This is a genomic window from Arthrobacter sp. TMT4-20, assembly GCF_054510775.1.
On sequence record NZ_JBTNDW010000001.1, the window covers coordinates 304,091 to 322,864 of the forward strand.

An 18,774-nucleotide genomic window follows, 5' to 3' on the forward strand; every position below is an offset into this window, starting at 1 on the left:
GGGCGGACCGTCGCTTTGCGGATTGCGGTGAGACACTCGGGGCAAAGTGGGATCAAGAGGCGCCCGCATACAGCACACTCGGTAGGGAACAGGAGCGACCAGAAGCCCACGATGGCACCGGTAAAGCCCTGCACGTCCGGCCTCATCCGGACCGCATCGAGGCGGCCGGCGACGCCCCTCCACAGCGGCGCGGATCGGAATCCGTTCATGCCCTGACTTTGCCACCTCGGCCAGTCCCCGACGTCGCCTTCGTAGCCGAGTGTGGACAAAATCAGTCGCCGAGCCTGGGCAGATCGGCGCCCGTGTGCAGAGCTCAGCCCGGGAACGCCGGATCCTGGACACCTTCCACCGGCTCGTTCGACCAGGTATCCCCAACCCGGTTCCGGACCCCCTCCGAGGTGCCGGCGAAGATGGCCGTCGGCCCGGTGCCCGCACTGATGTGCAGAATGCCCTCAAGGGACGACAGCGCATCGACAGTCCCGTCAAGACCAAGAAATTCAGGGGTCACCTCTTCCTCTGCGGAGGCCTCGGCGACGATGACGGTGTCCTCGTTGACCCACTTCGCGGTATTGACCGGACCGCTGGCGAAAAGCTCCCGCGGAGTACCAAGACTCTGCGGGGTGCGGTCGTTGCTGCGCACGATCCCGGCAAGGAAAACGCGGCTTAGCCCCTCCTGCTCGGTCACGACCAGGGCCCGGGACCCATCCCTCGACACCCTAAGTTCCAGCACCACTGAATCAGCTAGCCAGGGTGCCGTCACCGACACCGCGCTGTCCTGCAACCCGCCGGGAGGAACCGCGGTAACCGTCGATCCCAGGCCTTCGGGCCCGGTGCTGGCCGTCCAAACCCAGTTGTTCGGGTCGAAACTGGGAGAAGTCAGCCTTCGTCCGGTCGCAGCGGTGATGATCTCCTGATCCTGCCCGGTGGTGTAAAGCCGTGTCCGGTTTCCGTTGAGGAACGCAAAGTCCGCCCCGGACAGGGTCATTGCCGGGTCCTGGGGATCCAGTGCCGCCACCGATGGGACGCCTTCAATGGGAACCGTCTCTTCCGTCTGGTACAGGAATAGCTCGTTGCCGGAGACGACAATCTGTTTGTTGCCGACAGCCGGATCGCCGACTGGGATTACCAGGTTCGGGTGGGGGACATTGCCCTCGTCGCCAAGGTACACCGGCTGCCCTTCGACAGTCATCTGCACCGAATTGACCGTGTTCAACCCGGCCAGGTTCTCCCGGAGTTGCTGCTGCATCTGTTGTCGGATCAGGTCACTGGTTTCCTGCAACACATCGGGGGACAACTCGACGGTTGCCGTCCCCGACACGATGGGCACCGATTCGACGCCGAGGGTGGTACTTTCCGGGAACGCGCTGGTCACCGACCCCTGCAAGTATGGAGCCGGACCGTCAAGCATCGCCTCCACAATATTCGTGGCAATGGCTGCCCGGTTCACGAACCACCTGACGTCGGGCACCCAATGTTCAAAGGAACTGCTGTAGAAGTACAGGCTGTATGTTTCAAGCAACAGCTCAGCCTGGCTCGAAGAAATCATGATGCCGTTGGGGATCGAGGTGATACGCCACTGCCCGTCGGCATTCTGCTCGAGCTTCGCGGTGAGGCTTTCAGTGGTGGTAGCAGGAGCCCCCGTACGGATACCTTCGGCGTTGATGGTCCCCTCGACTTCGAGCTGGATCTGGTAGACACCGTCAGTCGGTGACGCAGAAATCTGCGGGTCAGCTCCGTAGATGATGATGCGCTCTTCTGGCCGCCATTGGGCGGCGAACTCGTCGGTGAGGTAGTCCCGTGCGATCTCGTAGTCGCCGGCGGCACCCGTGCCGGCGTCCACGAAGGAGTTCAGGAGGGATTCCGGATCAGCATCCTGCCGGGGCCCGGGTGGATTGAAAATCAGTGGGTCAGTGGTGTCGGACCCGGTGTCAGCGGTGATGACTCCCACTGGACCAGAGGTAGGAATGGACGAGCAGCCGCTGACCACCAGCACGATCGGCAACAGTAAAAGGGCCAGTGACCGGCTCAGCGGACGCCTGTTAGCGGGCATCGTGGGACTCCTTTGGCAGTGTGGTTAGCTGCGGCAGCGAGTCCGGGGAGGTTCCGACCGACGGACGGTCGGGCAGCCCGCCCATCCTTGGCGGCAGCGGCAACGGTGAGACCTTGAGAACGGACTCCCTGAGCTTGGGAAGCGTCAGCCGAAAACAGGCGCCCTTACCCGGGGAGCCCCAGGCCTGCAGCCAGGCTCCGTGGAGATGGGCATCCTCGGTGGCAATTGACAATCCAAGGCCGCTCCCGCCGGTGGTACGGGCCCGGGCCGGGTCGGCCCGCCAAAACCGATCGAACACCCGGGACGCTTCAAGCGGAGTCATGCCGATGCCGTAGTCACGAACCGCGACGGCGACGGCGTCCGGATTCGAGGCAATATAGATCGAGACAGGCTTCCCATCGCCATGCTCCAGCGCGTTCACCACAAGATTCCTGAGAATCCGGTCAATCCTGCGGGGATCCACTTCGACCAGGCATTCGGTTTCGCGGGAGATAATGCTCAGCTCGGAGCCGCACGCATCCGCTAACGGCTGGGCGCCGTCAATCACGTGCCGAACCACCTGGAAAATGTCGACGGATTCCGCTTCAAGCACCGCGGCGCCGGCATCGAACCGCGAGATTTCCAGTAGATCGGCGAGCAGCGCCTGGAATCGTTCCACCTGGTTGTACAGGATTTCGGCGGATCGGCGGTTGACCGGGTCGAAATTGGCGCGCGCGTCGTGGAGCACCTCGGCGGCCATCCGCACCGTGGTCAACGGGGTACGAAGTTCGTGGGAGACGTCCGAAACGAAGCGTTGCTGCATCTGCGACAGTTGTGCGAGCTGGGTGATCTGATCCTGAAGGCTCTCCGCCATATGGTTGAACGACGCACCAAGCCGCGCCACCTCGTCCTCGCCCTTCACATCCATCCGTTCCTGCAATTCGCCGGCCGCCAGCTTTTCGGACACCACTGCAGCATGGCTGACTGGCCCGACCAGGCTCCGGGTCACGAACCAGGCGATCGCCCCAATGATCAGCAACAGGACGATGCCAGCAATCCAGATCACCCCGTGAATGTAGTCAAGGGTGGCCTGCATCGAGGAAAGGTCGTAGATCAGGTAAAGCGCATATTCGGTCTGCCCTGGCGGCAGGGTCACCTTGGTGCCGAACGCCAGCCCCGGCACCCTCTCCCCTGAAGTCGACTCGATCGACGTGGCGGACCAGTATTGGTCATCGCCCGACCTCACCGCGTTGGCCATGGCCGCCGGGATGGCGCTCGACTCGGTCAGGTTGTCGCTCCCGAACGGGGCAACGTAGATATCGGTGGTCTGATCGGGCACTATGGCGAGGATGAACCGCCTGGGTGCATCGGCGCCGCCACCCTCGAGGCTTGGCAGGGTGTCCTGCACCAATCGGAGGGTCGATTCGCTGTCGGTGGTCGAGGCGCTGCTGAAAATTGCTGCGACCTCGCTGAGCCCGTTGCTGGACTCGGCGCGGAACTGTTCGAATCGTTCCTCGTACAACCCGGTCGCAATCTGGTTGGACAGGAAGGCGCCGACGGCAGCGAAGGCTACCGCGGTGAGAAGCAGGGTGGAGACGACAGTGCGGAACTGCAGCGACCGTCGCCACTGCCGGGCGGTCCGCGAAAGCACCGTCCGGATCCAGGACCAGGCATGCGACGCCACGTCACCCAGCCTGTTCCGAACGCTAGCTGCAGCGCGGTCCAACTTACCCCTGTCCTGCCTTGTATCCCACGCCCCGGACCGTCAACACAATCTCTGGCGCTTCCGGGTCCCGTTCAATTTTCGACCTCAACCGTTGCACATGCACATTGACCAGTCGGGTATCCGCGGCGTGCCGGTAGCCCCAGACCTGCTCAAGCAGCAACTCCCGGGTAAAGACCTGCCAGGGTTTGCGTGCCAGCGCAACCAACAAATCGAATTCCAGGGGGGTCAGGGAAATCCGGTCACCGGCGCGGACCACCGAGTGCCCGGCGACGTCGATGGTGACCTCACCGATGCGGAGAGTCTCGGGAGCCTTCTGGTCACCGGGGCGCAGCCGCGCTCGCACCCGTGCCACCAGTTCCGCAGGCTTGAACGGCTTCGGCACATAGTCGTCGGCGCCGGATTCCAGACCTCGCACGATGTCGGAGGTGTCCGACTTCGCAGTCAGCATGACGATGGGGAGGTCGGATTCGTTGCGGATCTGGCGACAGACTTCGATTCCGTCCATCCCTGGCAGCATCAGATCAAGCAACACCAGGTCGGGTTTGGAGCTCCTGAAGATGTCCAGGGCCTGAGAACCGTCAGCGCAGAACACGGGATCAAATCCGTCGTTGCGTAGTACGATGCCGATCATCTCGGCCAGTGCTTCGTCGTCGTCAACGACCAGAATGCGTGCCTTCATATCTCCATAGTCTCCCATTGCCACGGCAATGTCGTACTAGCGCAATCGCTCCGCGCGCCCCAGCGCCGGGCAGGTTCCCGGAAATCCCTCCCGGTAACTATAGTTCTAGGAGACGGGTTCACAAGTGGAACAAACGTTCCGGGGGGACAGGATGAGCAACAATCCGCATGAGAGTGAACCAGCCGACAAGTCGCGGGACGATACGGCGGGCGCACCTCTTCCGCCACCTAACGCCCAGCCACCGCAGTGGGGTCAACCACCACAGCCCGGGCAGAACGCCCAGTGGGGGCAGCAACCACAGTGGGGGCAGCACCCCGAACCCACTGGAGCACCCCAATGGGGAGCGCAGCCCGGGTGGCAGGGCGTTCCGCACGGCCAGTTCGGCGGCTATCAGGCACCGCCTAAACCGGGAATCATTCCGCTGAGGCCCCTGGGCCTGGGCGAGATCCTCGACGGGGCGTTCCAGGCCTGCCGGAAGAATCCGTTGGCAACCTTCGGCACCGCCATCCTGTTCCAGGTAGTGATATCTGTTCTCACCCTGCTGTTGACGGTCGGTTTGTTCGGCTCAATCGCGCAACTGGATCCCGTCGACCCGTCGATGGACGAGGTTGCAGGACTGGCGACGTCACTGGTTTCCGTCGCCACGGCACTGGTGGTGCTCAGCAGCGTGGGTGTCCTCATTCTGCAAGGGGTGCTGGTCATCCCGATCGCACGTGCAGTGCTCAACGAGCGCACTTCTTTTGTGCAACTGTGGAAACTGGCCGTCCGGCGGATCCTGCCCCTCCTGGGTCTGGGATTCCTCCTGCTTCTGCTGGTCATTGCCGGACTGACGGTTCTGGTGGTGATCGCGGTGCTGCTGGCCATGCTCCTCGGTCAGGACTCGGTCTGGTTGATCGTACTGGGAACCCTCGGCTCCCTGGCGCTGATTGTCTGGCTCAGTATCAAATTGGTCCTTGCACCGGCGGTACTCATGCTTGAGGGTGCCGGACCGCTCACCTCCCTGCGCCGGTCCTGGACATTGACTTCCCGCAATTGGTGGCGAACGTTCGGGATCCTGATCCTGACCAGCATCATCGTCTCTATCATCACCTCGGTGATTTCCACTCCCCTGAGCCTGCTCGCCACCCAGTTCGTGTCCTTCAGCGACTCGCCGGCCGAGCTCGGCGAGGAGCTGATGAACTCGCTGCCCATCCTTTTGGTCGGTCAGCTTATTACAGCTGTCTTCGGTGCCATTGGTTACGCCTTCCAGGCCGGTGTGACCGCCCTGCTCTATGTGGACCTTCGCATCCGGCGCGAGGGGTTCGATGTGGTCCTGCTGCGCGAACATGAGGAAGCAACTGCGGGCCGGTTCACCCCGATTCCCGGCCAGTCCGCCAACCCCGGCGGTCAACAATTCGGTCACCGGCCGGGTGGACCACCGAGCCCACCCACCAATGGGACCTGAGCCGGGTGCCACTTTCGCCAATGCTGATCCGTTTGATTGAGTCGTCGGTGCCGATCGCTGGTCGGGTCCCGGTCGTGCCCGACGACGAGGAAGCCCGCGGTTGGCTGGAGGATGAGCTCGCCCAGGGCCGCTATCAGGAGGCGGAACCCAATTTCCTGGAACGGATCGCCACCACGATCCTCGAATGGCTGGGGTCTATCTTCGCCGACCTTCGGCCGCTTGAGGCCGGCCCCGGTACGTTGCTGCTCGCCCTGGGCGCCGCGGTGGTGATCGCCGCAGCAGTGTGGCTGGTCAAACCTCGCCTCAATGCCCGCAACAAACGCGCCCGCACCGGAGTGTTTTCGGGTGACACCGTCCGCACCGCGCAGGAGCATCGTGGACTCGCCGCGGCTGCGGCGGGATCACGGGAATGGGATATTGCGCTGACCGAGCGGCTACGAGCGGTGATCCGCTCGGCCGAAGAGCGGGGAATTATCGATCGCCAGCCCGGGCGCACAGCAGGTGAGACGGGAGTGCAGCTCAGGGCCGCCTTCGGGGCGATCGGCGCCGACACCCTGTGGCTAGCCGACCGCTTCAACGAGGTGCACTACGGCAACCTGCCGGCCCATGAATCCGACTACCAGCGGGCAACGGCGGTCGATGTACTGCTTTCAACCGCCCGCCCGGACCTGCAGCAGCCGGCAACAGAACTGGCAGCGCCCCGCTGATGGCTGTCGAAATAGACCAGGCCACCACCATCGAGGTCGTCGGTGATGGCGGCAGCGCGGGCCGTACCGCAGCCACCCGCATCCGTAGGCTCGCTCCCTGGCTGGTGCTGGGATTTCTCCTGGTGGCTGTGGTGCTGGTGGGATTTTTCGGACGTTCCGGGCAGGACGGCGTCGCACTCTCCCCCGCCAACCCGGCTCCAGCAGGAGCCATGGCGCTCGCAGAGGTGCTTAGGGGACAGGGCGTCGAGGTGATCCAGGCGGAATCGCTCGAAGCCGCCGCGGCTTCGTCGTCGGCTGGCGCCTCGACCCTCCTGCTGCACGATCCGGATTCGTGGCTCAACTCCGACCAGCTGAGCGCCCTGGACGGTGTCGCCGACCGACTGGTTCTGGTCGAGCCGAACACCCTCATCCTGGGCGAACTTGCCCCCTCCATCCGACAGGCGGGTCTAATCCCCGCCTCCGAAGACACCCCCTTGCCGGCAGACTGTGGGGTTGAGGACGCCGCCGCCGCCGGCAGTATCTCCCCCGGCGGTTTCGCCTACCGGGCCGATCTGATCTGTTTCCCCCCCGCTACTGCGCAGGGCGGCCCACCCTCGGGTTCCTACGCCGCCACGGCTGGCCAGGAAGTGGTGGCACTCGGCCACGGAAGCATCATCAGCAACGAGACCATCGACCAGGAAGGCAACGCGGCACTTGCCCTGCGAACCCTGGGGAGCAGCCCCGTCCTCATCTGGTATCAGCCCACGGCAGCCGATCTGGCGCTGACCGACACACCGGTCGATCCCCTGAACCTGCTGCCCGATTGGGTGAACCTTGTGATGCTGTGGCTACTCGGCACTGGCCTGTTGGCCGCTGTCTGGCGGGGACGCCGCCTGGGGCCGCTCGCCGAGGAACCGCTGCCCGTGGTGGTGCGGGCGGCCGAGACGGCCGAAGGACGGGCGCGGCTCTACCAGGATTCTGGGTCCATTGATCGCGCCGCCGCCAACCTCCGAGCCGCCACCCTCATTCGGCTTGCAGCACGGCTTCGCTTGCCGGCCACCAGCTCGGACACCGAGGTGGTAGCCGCGGCGGCACGCCACTCCCCGCGGTCCCCGGCCGACCTCGACCAACTTCTGCGGACCGAAAGACCAGCGTCCGACACCCAATTGGTGCGATGGAGCCAAGACCTTGACGCCCTAGAGAAAGAGATCGACGCGAGATGAGTCAACACATCCCGACCCACCAGGACTCCCCGGTGTCACCGGACGGCCCCGGCCCCGAACGCCAGGCCCTGCTGAACGTGAGGTCCGAGGTAGCCAAAGTGATCGTCGGCCAGGACGCGGCAGTGACCGGAATGCTGATCGCCCTGCTCGCGAAGGGCCATGTGCTGCTTGAGGGCGTTCCGGGTGTCGCCAAAACCCTGCTCGTGCGCACCCTGTCGGCGGCTTTGAGTCTCGATACCAAGCGGGTCCAGTTCACTCCCGATCTGATGCCGGGAGACGTCACTGGGTCACTCATTTACGAGGCACAGAACTCGGAATTCACCTTCCGCGAGGGGCCGGTCTTCACCAACATCCTGCTGGCGGACGAGATCAACCGGACGCCGCCCAAGACCCAGGCCTCCCTACTGGAGGCAATGGAGGAACGCCAGGTGTCGGTCGACGGCGTTTCGCGGGCGCTCCCCGATCCGTTCATCGTCGCAGCCACCCAGAACCCGGTGGAGTACGAAGGCACCTATCCCCTGCCCGAGGCTCAACTCGACCGCTTCCTGTTGAAGCTCACGCTGTCAGTGCCGGACCGGGACGACGAGATAGAGGTGATCCGCCGCCACAGTGCGGGCTTCGACCCACGGGACCTCGCTGCGGCGGGGGTTCGCCCGGTCGCCTCGGCCCTTGATCTGGCGAAGGCCCGGCGCGCGGTGGCAACAGTAGCGATTGCGCCCGAGGTCATCGCCTACATCGTTGATGTGGTCCGCGCCACCCGCACAGCTCCATCTTTCCAGCTCGGTGTTTCCCCGCGCGGTGCCACCGCGTTGCTCAACACCGCCCGCGCCTGGGCCTGGTTGTCAGGCCGCACCTTCGTGACGCCGGACGACGTCAAGGCCCTCACCCTGCCAGCGTTGCGACACCGGGTGTCGATGCGTCCCGAGGCTGAAATGGACGGCGTCGAAGTGGATGATGTGCTGTTGGGGATCCTCGCTACCGTCCCCGTGCCACGCTAGGCCCCGGGCCGCATGACCATCACCGGACGATTTGTCCTCCTGGCATTCCTCGGGATTGTTCCCGTGGCGCTCTACCCGGGCGCGGTGTCCATCCTGATCTGGACCACTGCGTTGGTCCTGGTGGGAGCCCTGGACCTTTCCCTGGCCGCCTCGCCGAGGAAAACGGGCCTCAGCCGGGATCTACCGGACAGCGTCCGGCTGACCGAGGCTTGCACCAGTACGCTCACCGTCCGTAACTATTCCCGGCGTCAACTGAGGGCCACTGTCCGTGAGGCGTGGCAGCCGTCGGCAGGGGCAGCTGATGCCGTACAGCACGTCTCGGTTCCACCGGGTGAGTCCAGGCAACTGTTGATCAGGTTGCTCCCCGAACGGCGTGGCCATCTGCGGGTGGCACAGGTGACGATTCGCAGCGTCGGCCCGCTGGGGCTGACCGGCCGCCAGGTGAGCATTCCGGCTCCCGGGCTCCTCCGGGTCCTACCCCCGTTCCATTCCAAACGACATCTTCCTTCGAAGCTTCGCCGGTTGCGTGAGCTTGACGGCCGGGCCGCCGTCCAGATCCGCGGTGCCGGCACCGAATTCGATTCGCTCAGGGACTATGTCAGGGGCGACGACGTCCGCTCGATCGACTGGCGCGCGACCGCCCGCCGCCGCGACACGGTGGTACGCACCTGGCGGCCGGAACGCGACCGGCGGGTGGTCATCGTGTTGGACACCTCGCGCACTTCAGCTGCGCGGATTGACGATGAGCCCCGGCTGGACACGAGTATCGAGGCTGCCCTGCTGCTGGGCGTCCTCGCACAGCGGGGTGGGGACCGGGTGGATTTCCTTGCCTTCGACCGCCGTCCCCGGGCCAGGGTGAATTCGGCGGCGAAGGGGAATCTGCTGAGCGCCCTCGTCAAGGCGATGGCACCGTTGGAGCCCGAGCTGATTGAAGCCGACTGGTCACGGGTGCCCGGCCAGGTTCGCTCCATCTCCTCCCACCGTTCTTTGGTTGTGCTGCTGACGTCGCTGGATTCGGGCTCAGTAGAAGAGGGGCTGCTGCCGGTGCTGGCCGATCTGACCTCACAGCATGTGGTGGTGGTCGCGTCAGTTCGCGACCCGCGACTGGATGAGATGCGCGGCGAACGCCATTCCGTGTCCGATGTGTATCGGGCCGCGTCCGCGGAGCGTGCCCTGCTGGATCGTGCCGCGGTGACAGCCCAGTTGCGTCATCTGGGGGCAGAAGTGGTCGATGCTACCCCCCACGAACTACCGCCACACCTTGCTGACATGTACATCCGGCTCAAAGCGGCGGGCCGGCTCTGATGATCCCGACCGAAGGTAGTGCCAGGGTCGACTACTCCCGAACAGCCCACCGCACCCCGTGGGCAGCGTTACCTGCGGCGGTTCGCCACCGAATCGCGGCCGAGCTGGGAAGCCCGACGGAGACCGTCAGTCCGGCTGGCGGTGGCTTCACCAACGGCTTCGCAGCTGTCGTTGGCGCCGGGAGCCGCCGCCTCTTCGCCAAGGCGGCGCCGTCAACGGACAGCCACATTTTCGCTGCCTATGTCCGCGAGGCCGAGGTTCTCACTGCACTTCCGGCCGGACTTCCCATCCCGCAACTGCACTCAACCGATCAGGTCCTCGCTGGGGGCACCCGCTGGCAGCTGCTGTGCTTTGAGGCCGTTGACGGCTACATGCCGGGGCAGCCATGGACGGTCAGTGATCTCAGGGCGGTGCACGAGTCACTCCTAGTGGTGCAGGCGGGGCTGCAGGGAACGCCAGCAAACCTCGCGAACGGGTCAATGGTGGAGGAGTTCTTCGGAGCCAGCCCACGGACCGACCTCGTAGAGTGCTGGGCCCCGAACGGAGCGCTTCCCGCCTATCTGCCGTCGCTGAACGTCCAGCACCTGTCCGAGCTGGAAAAATTGACCGCACTGGGTCACGAGGCGCTGGCCGGCGATGCTGTGCTCCACAATGATCTCCGGGCAGACAACATCATGATCCGCCCCCGTGGCGGGCCCAGGCCGACGCCCGTTGCACTCTTCTGCGACTGGAACTTTCTGTCTATCGGGCCCGCCTGGGCTGACTGGGTAGCCCTGTTGGTTTACCCACGCCAGGCAGGGGTCGACGTCGACAGCTGGCTTGCCGACTCTCCGCTGAGCTGCGGGGCCAACCCCGACCACATTGATGCGTGGCTGGCGGTGCTCGCCGCCTACATGGTCACCAGCGGAGACCAACCCGAACTGGCCACCAGCCCCTACCTGCGGATGCACCAACGCTTTACGGCACGAATCCTGATCGATTGGCTCAGTGAACGACGAAAATGGGAGCTCTAACATGCAGTCCATCTACCAGCGCGCCTTGGGCGCCGATTTCAACAGGTTACAGCCCGAACTCCAGGCCTACTTTGGCCTCCACGCCGACGCGGGCCAGGCGGGAATAGGCAGCGGCACCTTCGATGTGGCAGGCTGCCCCGCCTGGTTTATCAGGCCCTTCTTCAGGCTGGCAGCTGCCGAGAACTCGTTTTTCCCCGAGTATGGGACCGATGTCCCCTTCAGCATCAGCAATTTCCCGCACCTTGACCCGTTTGGGCGTGCATCCCTGACCGCCCGCCGGATCCTGCACTTCCCGGCTGCTGAGCGGATTTTCGAGGACACCACCTCGGAGGAGAACGGTCAACTGCTCGACTATGTGGGGGCGCACCGTCTGACGCTCACCGATCTGACCTGCTCGGTCACACCAGCCGGGAGGATGCGGATGGTGTCCACCCGGACCCGGGTATTCGCTGGCCCGGTGCGGCTACCGGTGCCGGACGTCGTCGGGGCGCAGGCCTACATGGAGCAGTGGTGGGATGAGGAAGCCGGTCGGTTCCGGATCCAGACCCGGGTGATCCACCGTCAGCTGGGGACACTCCTGGTCTACGCGGGGGCCTTCGACTACCACCTGGTCGACTTCGACGGTGTCCTGCCGGCTGAGGCGGAGCCGCGACGCTGGGAGAAGCGCCGCTAGTCGTTGGCCATCTCCTGGTTCAGCGCGTCGGCGGTCTGGGTCAACCGGCGCAGGATGTTCGCGGCGGCGGCGGGTGAAACCCCGGCCAGCCCGGTGTCGGGGGTCAACCGCAACTGCGCCAACCGGTTCAACGGCAACCCGAGCATCCGCCAGGGCGACAGGACTGCCCCCGCCAGGGCGGACACCGTTGGAACGGCTCGCGGGTCGGGCATGATGCCCGCCCACAGTTCGCCGCCCGCTTCGAGTTGACCGGCCAGGGACTCCCACTGCGCCATCGACAATCCTGCGAGGGGAAGCGCTACCGCGGTGATGCTGCTGGTCGCCAGCACATCGAGCGGAGCGCGCTCGGCGGGGAATGACACCGCCACAGTTCCGCCCCCGGCTGCCCGCACTGCCTCGGCTACGGTGTCCCACGCGTCGGCGGCTTCCTGGTCCGGCACCGCCCGGAGGGTCCGGTAGCCACTCGCCGTCGGCACACCGCCGGCCAGGACAAACGCGATTTCGGGTTCGTCCAGTTGTACCTGTACCAGGGCGCCCGATGCCGCTGATCTGACCCTGCTGACCAGGTCGGCAGCGCCGGCTGCCAGGGAATCCCTGATTTCGCGGCGCGCCCCGACGTCGAGCAGGGCGCGTTCCCCGCTGTGCAGATGGAGGTTGGCGGCAAGGGACAGCGGGCCCCGCAGATGGATTTTCAACGCTGGCGCCGGCTCTGATTCGGCACCAATCACATCACCGAGCACGTTCAGGTCGGTGGACAGCGCCGACACTGCCCGTCGATGATCCTTGCCGGGCCGGTCAACGAGGCGCCAGCCGTGGGGCTGCACATCCACTGGCAACTCCACCAGGATGGCTGCTGTCCGCCCGACGGCGTCGCTACCGACCCCGCGGCCCGGCAGGGATACCAGGTGGGGAAGGTGCGGGTCACCGAGCTCACCCCGGACCACCCGCGTAGCTTCGAGAGGGTCAGTTCCTGGCCATTCGCCCAGGGCGGTAGCTGTGACCTGGGCGGAGCTAGGCTCCACCAGGGCCCTCCGGTGACCGGCGGTTCTCGGACAGCGCCTGATGGTGACGGATCACCTCGGAGATGATGAAGTTCAGGAACTTTTCGGCGAAGGCCGGGTCTAGGTTGGCTTCTTCGGCCAACGCGCGAAGCCTGGTGATCTGGGCCGCTTCCCGATCCGGGTCGCCCGCCGGTAGCTGGTGCTCCGCCTTGAGGACCCCCACCCGCTGGGTGGCCTTGAACCGTTCGGCGAGAAGATACACGAGAGTCGCATCGATGTTATCGATACTGCTCCGCACCGACAGGAGCTCCGCCATCACCTCGGGTTGTACCTGCCCGGCGAGGGAGCTTGCCCCCGGGTCGTAGCCGCTGCTCGATTCAATCATGCATCAAGTCAAACACCAGTTGCAGACTGCCGACTAATCCGGCGTCGACATATTCAACCGGCAGTGCGACGGGCGTGTCCCTACAGGGCTGGCTGAAGTTCGGGGCGCTCCAGTGACCGGGCAGAGTCGAGGGTCGCCTGGCCCAGGACCCGTGTCCCCTGGTACAGGACGACGGTCTGGCCCGGGGCGACGCCGCGCATCGGTTCGTTCAGCCGGACCACGAGTTCCGCCTGCCCCTCACCATTGTTCTCCATCCAGGCCACCGCGTCGACAGGGTCGCCGTGGGCTCGCACCTGCGCCATGCACTCGAATTCGCTGCCGGCCAGTACCGCGTCGATCGGCAGTCCGGCCCAGGACACCTTGATCCCCCGCAGCTGGTCTACGGCCAGCAGCCGCTCGGGACCGACTACCACCTTGTTTTCTTTCGGCCGGATCTCCAGCACGAAGCGGGGCTTGCCGTCGTCGGCGGGTGTGCCGAGCTTCAGGCCACGGCGCTGGCCTACTGTGAAGGCGTTGGCGCCGGGGTGGGTGCCCACCTGCTCCCCATCGGTGTCGACAATCGCACCCTCGGTCATCTCGATGCGTTCGGCCAGCCAGCCACGGGTGTCACCGTCGGGAATGAAACAAATGTCGTGGCTGTCGGGCTTGTTAGCCACGGACAGACCGCGGCGCTCAGCCTCGGCGCGGACCTCCGCCTTGGACGGGGTTTCGGCCAGCGGGAACATTGAGTGCTTGAGCTGCTCGTGGGTGAGGACGCCCAGCACATAGGACTGGTCCTTGGCCCAGTCCGCGGCCCGGTGCAACTCGCGGTTCCCGTCACTGTCCTCGATGACCTTCGCGTAGTGGCCGGTGCAGACGGCGTCGAAGCCCAGCGCCAACGCCTTTTCCAGGAGTGCCGCGAACTTGATCCGTTCGTTGCAGCGCATGCACGGGTTCGGAGTGCGACCGGCGGCGTACTCGGCGATGAAATCGTCGACAACGTCCTCCTTGAATCGTTCCGAGAAGTCCCACACGTAGTAAGGAATCCCCAGAATGTCGCAGGCACGCCAGGCGTCACGGGAGTCCTCGATGGTGCAACACCCACGACTGCCGGTACGTAAGGTGCCAGGCATGCGCGAGAGCGCCAGGTGGACGCCGACGACGTCGTGCCCTGCCTCCACTGCGCGTGCTGCGGCGACGGCGGAGTCCACTCCGCCGCTCATTGCTGCGAGTACCTTCATGAGTTGTCCTTCACTATCGAAAACCTGTTCCAGCTGTCTGAATGTTTGAAGCATGGCCAGCCATTCCAGCCTGCCGGGCGCGGCGGTAGGCCTCGGGCAACGCAGTTCCAAGGACTTCAACGTCCTCGGGGCCTGAGGTATGCCCGAGCGAGAATCGCTGGGCCCCTCGGGCCTCCGACTCGGTGAGGCCCATCGCGAGCAGCACATGGGACGGCCGGGGCACTCCCGCCGTGCAGGCCGAGCCGGTGGAGCATTCCACTCCGGCAAGATCGAGCAGGAACAAGAGAGAGTCCCCTTCGCAGCCGGGAAACGTGAAGTGGGCGTTGCCGGGAAGCCGCAGGGTCCGGTGCCCTCTGAGGACCGCCTCCGGGATAGCGGACTCCACCTGGGTGATCAGCTGATCCCTGAGGGCGGCGATGCGGGCGGACTCCTGGTCGAGATTGCCTGTGACGAACGCAGCGGCCGCAGCGAAAGCCGCGATACCGGCCGCGTCAAGGGTTCCCGACCGGATATCACGCTCCTGTCCCCCACCATGCTGCACCGGGGTGAGCGTTACCGCCCGCCCGACGAAAAGGGCCCCTACACCCACCGGGCCGCCGATCTTATGCCCACTGACCGCCATCGTCGCGAGTCCTGAATGACTGAAAGACACCGGAAGGGACCCGAAGGCCTGCACGGCATCCGAGTGCACGGGGATGCCGTGCGCCGCGGCTGCCGCTGTGATGTCCCGAATGGGCTGGATGGTGCCGACCTCGTTGTTGGCCCACATCACGGTGATCAGCGCGATGGTGTCCGGGTCGTCGTCGAGCTCGGCCTGCAGCGCCGTCATGGAGACCACGCCATCGGAGTCGACCGGTAGCCAGGTGACCAGCGCCGCTTCGTGTTTGGCCAGCCATTCGACCGTGTCCTGGACCGCCGGGTGTTCGATGGCTGAGCACAGTATCCTCATCCGGCGCGGGTCCGCGGCGCGGCGGGCCCAGAACAGGCCCTTGACGGCAAGGTTGTCAGCTTCGGTCCCACCGGAGGTGAAGATCACCTCCGAGGGATGCGCTCCCGCCGCGGCGGCGAGGGTCTCGCGGGAGTCTTCCACCACCCGACGGGCACGACGCCCTGAGCCGTGCAGCGATGAAGGGTTGCCGCTACGGCTGAGTTCGGTGGTGAGTGCGGCGAGCGCGGGCGCCGAAAGAGGCGTGGTCGCCGCGTGGTCCAGGTACACGGGCATCGGTCAATTCTAGCGGTTCCGGCTCGACACTTCACTTTTCACCGGTCGGAGGACTCTGAGCGCCCGGGGAACGACGTCGATCTGGACCGGCGCCGGCCCTACCGGTTCCCCATCGGCGAAGACCGTCAGGCCGGCCACCTCGACACGGACCGAACGGACCTTTTCGATCCGGACCGCCGGGTGAGACACGTGGGTTCCCGCGAAGAGCCGGGGCAGCATCGCGATCAGCCGGAGTCGTGAGACTGCGGAGACCACCAACAGATCCAGGAGCCCATCATCACAGAGCGCGTCGGGCGTAATCTTCATTCCGCCTCCAATGGACCTCCCGTTGGCCACCGAAACCAGCATTGCGGCCGTCGACTCGGCAGACCCATCGATGACCAGCCGGTAGCCGATGGGTCTGAAGACTGCCAACTCACGCAGCACGGCGAGGGTGTACCGGCTCTTTCCCCTGGGCCAGGACCAGGTGTTGGCCCGGGCATTCACTATCGCATCGAATCCTGCTGAGCAGGCCCCAGCGAACCAGAGCACTCCTTCCCCGTCCTGGTCCCTGCTGATGCGCCCGAGGTCCATCCAGTGGGGCGGTCCGGGGAGTGCTTCATGGATGACGAGGGCCGCTGCTTCCGGGTCTCTGAGGGGCAGGCCGAGGGTCCGGGCCACATCATTGCCGGTGCCGGTCGCCACGATGCCCAGGGGGACCGCGGTTCCCACCAGGACATTGGCTCCCAGCTGCACCATCCCGTCACCGCCCACCACGACCAGCGCGTCCGGCGACCTCTCCGCCACAGCTGAGCTCACCCGGTCAACAAGCGTCGCATAGCTTGGTCCGGCGAGGACAGTGACCTCGTGTCCGAGGGCAATGAGTGAGGTGACTGCCGCGCTTGCCGCCTTCTTCGCGGCCCCCGCCCCGGCCGTAGGGTTGACCGCGACCAGCAGCTTCATCTGATCACGGCCCCCAGGGCCTCGGCAATGGTCATCGCCTGCGCGACGTCGATCACGGCACCGCGGAACTGTACGTTGTCCATCGACAGTTCGCCCAGTTCGCTGCCACGTAGGTCGGTTCCCCGGAGCCGCGCTCCTGCCCATTCAGCATTGGATAATTGGCAATTTCGCAGCGACGCCTTGGTGAGGTTGGCCTCGGTGAAGTCGGCTTCGGTGAGGGACACGCCAGTGAAGTCGGCGGAGGACAGGTCCGCACGCACCAGCGAAACATAGGACCAGTTGCCGCCAGTGACCTTGAGGGGGACCAGCGACGAGTTGACGAAGGAACTGCCGGTCAGCCTGCACCCGGCAAAGGTCGAATCGAAGAAGCTGCAGGATTCGAACCGGCTGCCGTCGAATGCCCCCTCAGTGTGGGTTGAGACATTGAACTTGACGTTGCGGAACACACACTTGCTGAAGTTGGCCCCGCTGGACTGGAGTTCGGTGAAGTCGCAATCCACGAATAGGGTTCCCGCATAGTCTGCACGGTCGAGTACTTTGCCGTACCAGTCCTCGCCCCTGATCACCTTGTCCCGATTTGTCATTGTCCGATGCTACCGAAGCCGAACCCTTTCGCCCGGTTCGCCGTTGAAGGTACAGCGGGTATTTGGTTGGCAGTCGGGAAACCGTCTACAGTCTTGCCCTGATGAGGCATAGCGTGCCGGCCGCGTCTGCGCCCGGAACTTCAGCACATCGGTTCCACCCGCTCCAGGCCCCCCAGCATGCCCGCCGAAGATGAAAGGCCCTCATGGCGACCCCGCCCGACCGGACCTACTACGCCGTCCTGGGATTGTCGCGGAACGCGACCGCCAAACAGGTCAAGGACGCCTACCGCCGGGCCGCACGATCAACCCATCCTGATGCTGGCGGGAGCGCCGAAGAGTTCCATGACGTGGCCGTCGCCTATGAGACCCTCTCGGATCCAGAACGTCGCCGCCGGTATGACCACGGGCTGGGTGGCAGCCCGGCCGCCCATGAACCGACGGCGGCCAGTTCGCCCTCACGGTCAAGTGCTCCCTCTCCTGATCGTGCCGCTGATGACGAAGCTTTCCAACGTCCAGCCGTCTACGAGCCGCCCTTCTCACCAGCGCAGCCTCCGGTGATTCCGCTGACCCTCGCGGGCAGCCAGATCCATGGCACCGCTCGACAGCCTGGATTCTTCAAGCGTCTCGGATCCGGCAGCGGCTCACGGTTCGACGGCGAGCGCCGCACCGCTGCCCTGCTGGAACACCGTTTCCTTCCGGGCTTCCCCGCCGCCCGACTAGTTAACGGTTTGCGGTTCGGCGACGACACCGGAACTGAAGCGGGCCATGCGGTGTTGGCCGGATACCGTCTGGCGGTCGTCGATTCGATGCTCGCTCCACCCGGCAACTATCGCTGGGACGGGCGTGCCCTGCGGCACAACGGCAGAATCGCCGGTGACGTGCGCATTACCGAGTCGGTCCGACGGGTCCAGGATCTCTTTCCCGAGTGCAATGTCCAGGCGTGGCTTGTCCTCCACGGGGGTGAAGGCAACCCCTTCGAGCCGATTGTCGATTACCCGCCAACGCTGGACAAATCTGCACTGACCAGTGTTCATGTGGCGAATCCCGGTACGCTCCTCCGCGAGCTCAAGAAATTTCTGGGTGGCGGGCCGCAGCCCTATGTGGTGCAGCTCCCCGTCCTGGGCCGTTTGCTACAGTACGCCGAGCGCTAGGATTAACGAGTGTTCCGTATCCTGTTCTACACGCCCGAAATCCCCGGCAACACCGGCAACGCCATTCGGCTGGCTGCTGTCACCGGCGCCGAATTGCACCTGGTGGAGCCGCTCGGCTTCAACTTCGATGATGCAAAGCTGCGCCGAGCGGGGCTCGACTACCACGACCTGGCAGTGCTCCAGGTCCACAAGGACCTGGCGAGCGCGTGGGAAGCTCTCACCCCCCAGCGGGTCTTCGCGTTCACTTCCGACGGCGAGGAATCCTATGCGGACATCAGCTACCAGCCAGCAGACGTGTTGCTCTTTGGGCCTGAGTCGGTAGGTCTACCACTGGAGGTCAAGCATGACCCCCAGGTGACGGCCCGGGTCCGGCTACCCATGCTCCCCACCCGTCGTTCACTTAACCTCGCCAACTCGGCGTCTATTGTTCTCTACGAAGCATGGCGCCAGCACAGCTTCGCCGGCGCCGTCGTCTAGCTTTTTCAGCCCTAAG

At 65.1% G+C, this 18,774-nt stretch carries 18 protein-coding genes; 9 read left to right on the forward strand and 9 right to left on the reverse strand.

Annotated elements, in window-relative coordinates; genetic code table 11:
• Positions 1-313: 313 nt before the first annotated feature.
• Genes ACX80Z_RS01390 through mtrA form a run of 3 tightly spaced genes read right to left on the reverse strand, consistent with a single transcriptional unit; the run spans position 314 to position 4,434 of the window.
• Positions 314-2,050: an LpqB family beta-propeller domain-containing protein gene (locus ACX80Z_RS01390; protein WP_019481714.1), complete on the reverse strand. Its 1,737-nt coding sequence runs from the start codon at positions 2,048-2,050 to the stop codon at positions 314-316.
• Entirely contained in the window at positions 2,040-3,713 is a 1,674-nt protein-coding gene (gene mtrB, locus ACX80Z_RS01395) for an MtrAB system histidine kinase MtrB (protein ID WP_019481713.1), read from the reverse strand. The genes ACX80Z_RS01390 and mtrB overlap by 11 nt, the downstream gene beginning before the upstream one ends.
• A gap of 43 nt (positions 3,714-3,756) precedes the next feature.
• Entirely contained in the window at positions 3,757-4,434 is a 678-nt protein-coding gene (gene mtrA / locus ACX80Z_RS01400; protein ID WP_019481712.1) for an MtrAB system response regulator MtrA, read from the reverse strand.
• Between the two features lie 151 nt (positions 4,435-4,585).
• On the opposite strand from mtrA, the gene ACX80Z_RS01405 reads away from it, so the two are divergent.
• The 7 genes from ACX80Z_RS01405 to ACX80Z_RS01435 are packed head-to-tail and all read left to right on the forward strand — an operon-like array spanning position 4,586 to position 11,776.
• Entirely contained in the window at positions 4,586-5,878 is a 1,293-nt protein-coding gene (locus ACX80Z_RS01405) for a hypothetical protein (protein WP_459314690.1), read from the forward strand.
• A 20-nt stretch (positions 5,879-5,898) separates the two neighbouring features.
• On the forward strand, positions 5,899-6,585 hold the full coding sequence (locus tag ACX80Z_RS01410; protein ID WP_459314691.1) for a DUF4129 domain-containing protein: 687 nt from the start codon (positions 5,899-5,901) through the stop codon (positions 6,583-6,585).
• The gene (locus ACX80Z_RS01415) at positions 6,585-7,787 is read left to right on the forward strand and encodes a DUF4350 domain-containing protein (RefSeq protein WP_459314692.1); all 1,203 of its coding nucleotides are present in this window, start codon (positions 6,585-6,587) and stop codon (positions 7,785-7,787) included. The genes ACX80Z_RS01410 and ACX80Z_RS01415 overlap by 1 nt, the downstream gene beginning before the upstream one ends.
• Positions 7,784-8,785, forward strand: a complete 1,002-nt coding sequence (locus ACX80Z_RS01420; protein ID WP_459314694.1) for an AAA family ATPase — start codon at positions 7,784-7,786, stop codon at positions 8,783-8,785. Before ACX80Z_RS01415 ends, ACX80Z_RS01420 begins: the two co-directional genes overlap by 4 nt.
• A gap of 12 nt (positions 8,786-8,797) precedes the next feature.
• Positions 8,798-10,090, forward strand: coding sequence for a DUF58 domain-containing protein (locus tag ACX80Z_RS01425; protein WP_459314695.1), 1,293 nt, complete (start codon positions 8,798-8,800; stop codon positions 10,088-10,090).
• Positions 10,090-11,103 carry a phosphotransferase gene (locus tag ACX80Z_RS01430; protein ID WP_459314696.1) on the forward strand — a complete coding sequence of 338 codons (1,014 nt, stop codon included), beginning with the start codon at positions 10,090-10,092 and terminating at the stop codon, positions 11,101-11,103. The genes ACX80Z_RS01425 and ACX80Z_RS01430 overlap by 1 nt, the downstream gene beginning before the upstream one ends.
• A 1-nt stretch (position 11,104) precedes the next feature.
• On the forward strand, positions 11,105-11,776 hold the full coding sequence (locus tag ACX80Z_RS01435; protein WP_116778516.1) for a DUF4166 domain-containing protein: 672 nt from the start codon (positions 11,105-11,107) through the stop codon (positions 11,774-11,776).
• Here the strand turns inward: ACX80Z_RS01435 and ACX80Z_RS01440 are convergent.
• The 6 genes from ACX80Z_RS01440 to ACX80Z_RS01465 form a co-directional block, all read right to left on the reverse strand.
• Positions 11,773-12,798, reverse strand: a complete 1,026-nt coding sequence (locus tag ACX80Z_RS01440) for a uroporphyrinogen decarboxylase/cobalamine-independent methonine synthase family protein (protein ID WP_459314697.1) — start codon at positions 12,796-12,798, stop codon at positions 11,773-11,775. The genes ACX80Z_RS01435 and ACX80Z_RS01440 overlap by 4 nt on opposite strands.
• Positions 12,788-13,162 (reverse strand): chorismate mutase, encoded by a 375-nt coding sequence (locus ACX80Z_RS01445; RefSeq protein WP_019481704.1) that lies wholly within the window; start codon positions 13,160-13,162, stop codon positions 12,788-12,790. Before ACX80Z_RS01445 ends, ACX80Z_RS01440 begins: the two co-directional genes overlap by 11 nt.
• Positions 13,163-13,242: 80 nt before the next feature.
• The gene (gene mnmA, locus ACX80Z_RS01450) at positions 13,243-14,382 is read right to left on the reverse strand and encodes a tRNA 2-thiouridine(34) synthase MnmA (protein ID WP_019481703.1); all 1,140 of its coding nucleotides are present in this window, start codon (positions 14,380-14,382) and stop codon (positions 13,243-13,245) included.
• A gap of 13 nt (positions 14,383-14,395) precedes the next feature.
• Positions 14,396-15,604, reverse strand: a complete 1,209-nt coding sequence (locus ACX80Z_RS01455; protein ID WP_459314698.1) for a cysteine desulfurase family protein — start codon at positions 15,602-15,604, stop codon at positions 14,396-14,398.
• A 9-nt stretch (positions 15,605-15,613) separates the two neighbouring features.
• On the reverse strand, positions 15,614-16,546 hold the full coding sequence (locus tag ACX80Z_RS01460; RefSeq protein ID WP_459314699.1) for a diacylglycerol kinase family protein: 933 nt from the start codon (positions 16,544-16,546) through the stop codon (positions 15,614-15,616).
• Positions 16,543-17,130 carry a pentapeptide repeat-containing protein gene (locus ACX80Z_RS01465; RefSeq protein ID WP_459314700.1) on the reverse strand — a complete coding sequence of 196 codons (588 nt, stop codon included), beginning with the start codon at positions 17,128-17,130 and terminating at the stop codon, positions 16,543-16,545. The genes ACX80Z_RS01460 and ACX80Z_RS01465 overlap by 4 nt, the downstream gene beginning before the upstream one ends.
• A 203-nt stretch (positions 17,131-17,333) precedes the next feature.
• On the opposite strand from ACX80Z_RS01465, the gene ACX80Z_RS01470 reads away from it, so the two are divergent.
• Both ACX80Z_RS01470 and ACX80Z_RS01475 read left to right on the forward strand, forming a co-directional pair.
• On the forward strand, positions 17,334-18,281 hold the full coding sequence (locus ACX80Z_RS01470; protein WP_459314701.1) for a J domain-containing protein: 948 nt from the start codon (positions 17,334-17,336) through the stop codon (positions 18,279-18,281).
• Positions 18,282-18,290: 9 nt separating this feature from the next.
• The gene (locus ACX80Z_RS01475) at positions 18,291-18,758 is read left to right on the forward strand and encodes a tRNA (cytidine(34)-2'-O)-methyltransferase (RefSeq protein ID WP_116778522.1); all 468 of its coding nucleotides are present in this window, start codon (positions 18,291-18,293) and stop codon (positions 18,756-18,758) included.
• The last annotated feature ends 16 nt before the right edge of the window (positions 18,759-18,774 follow it).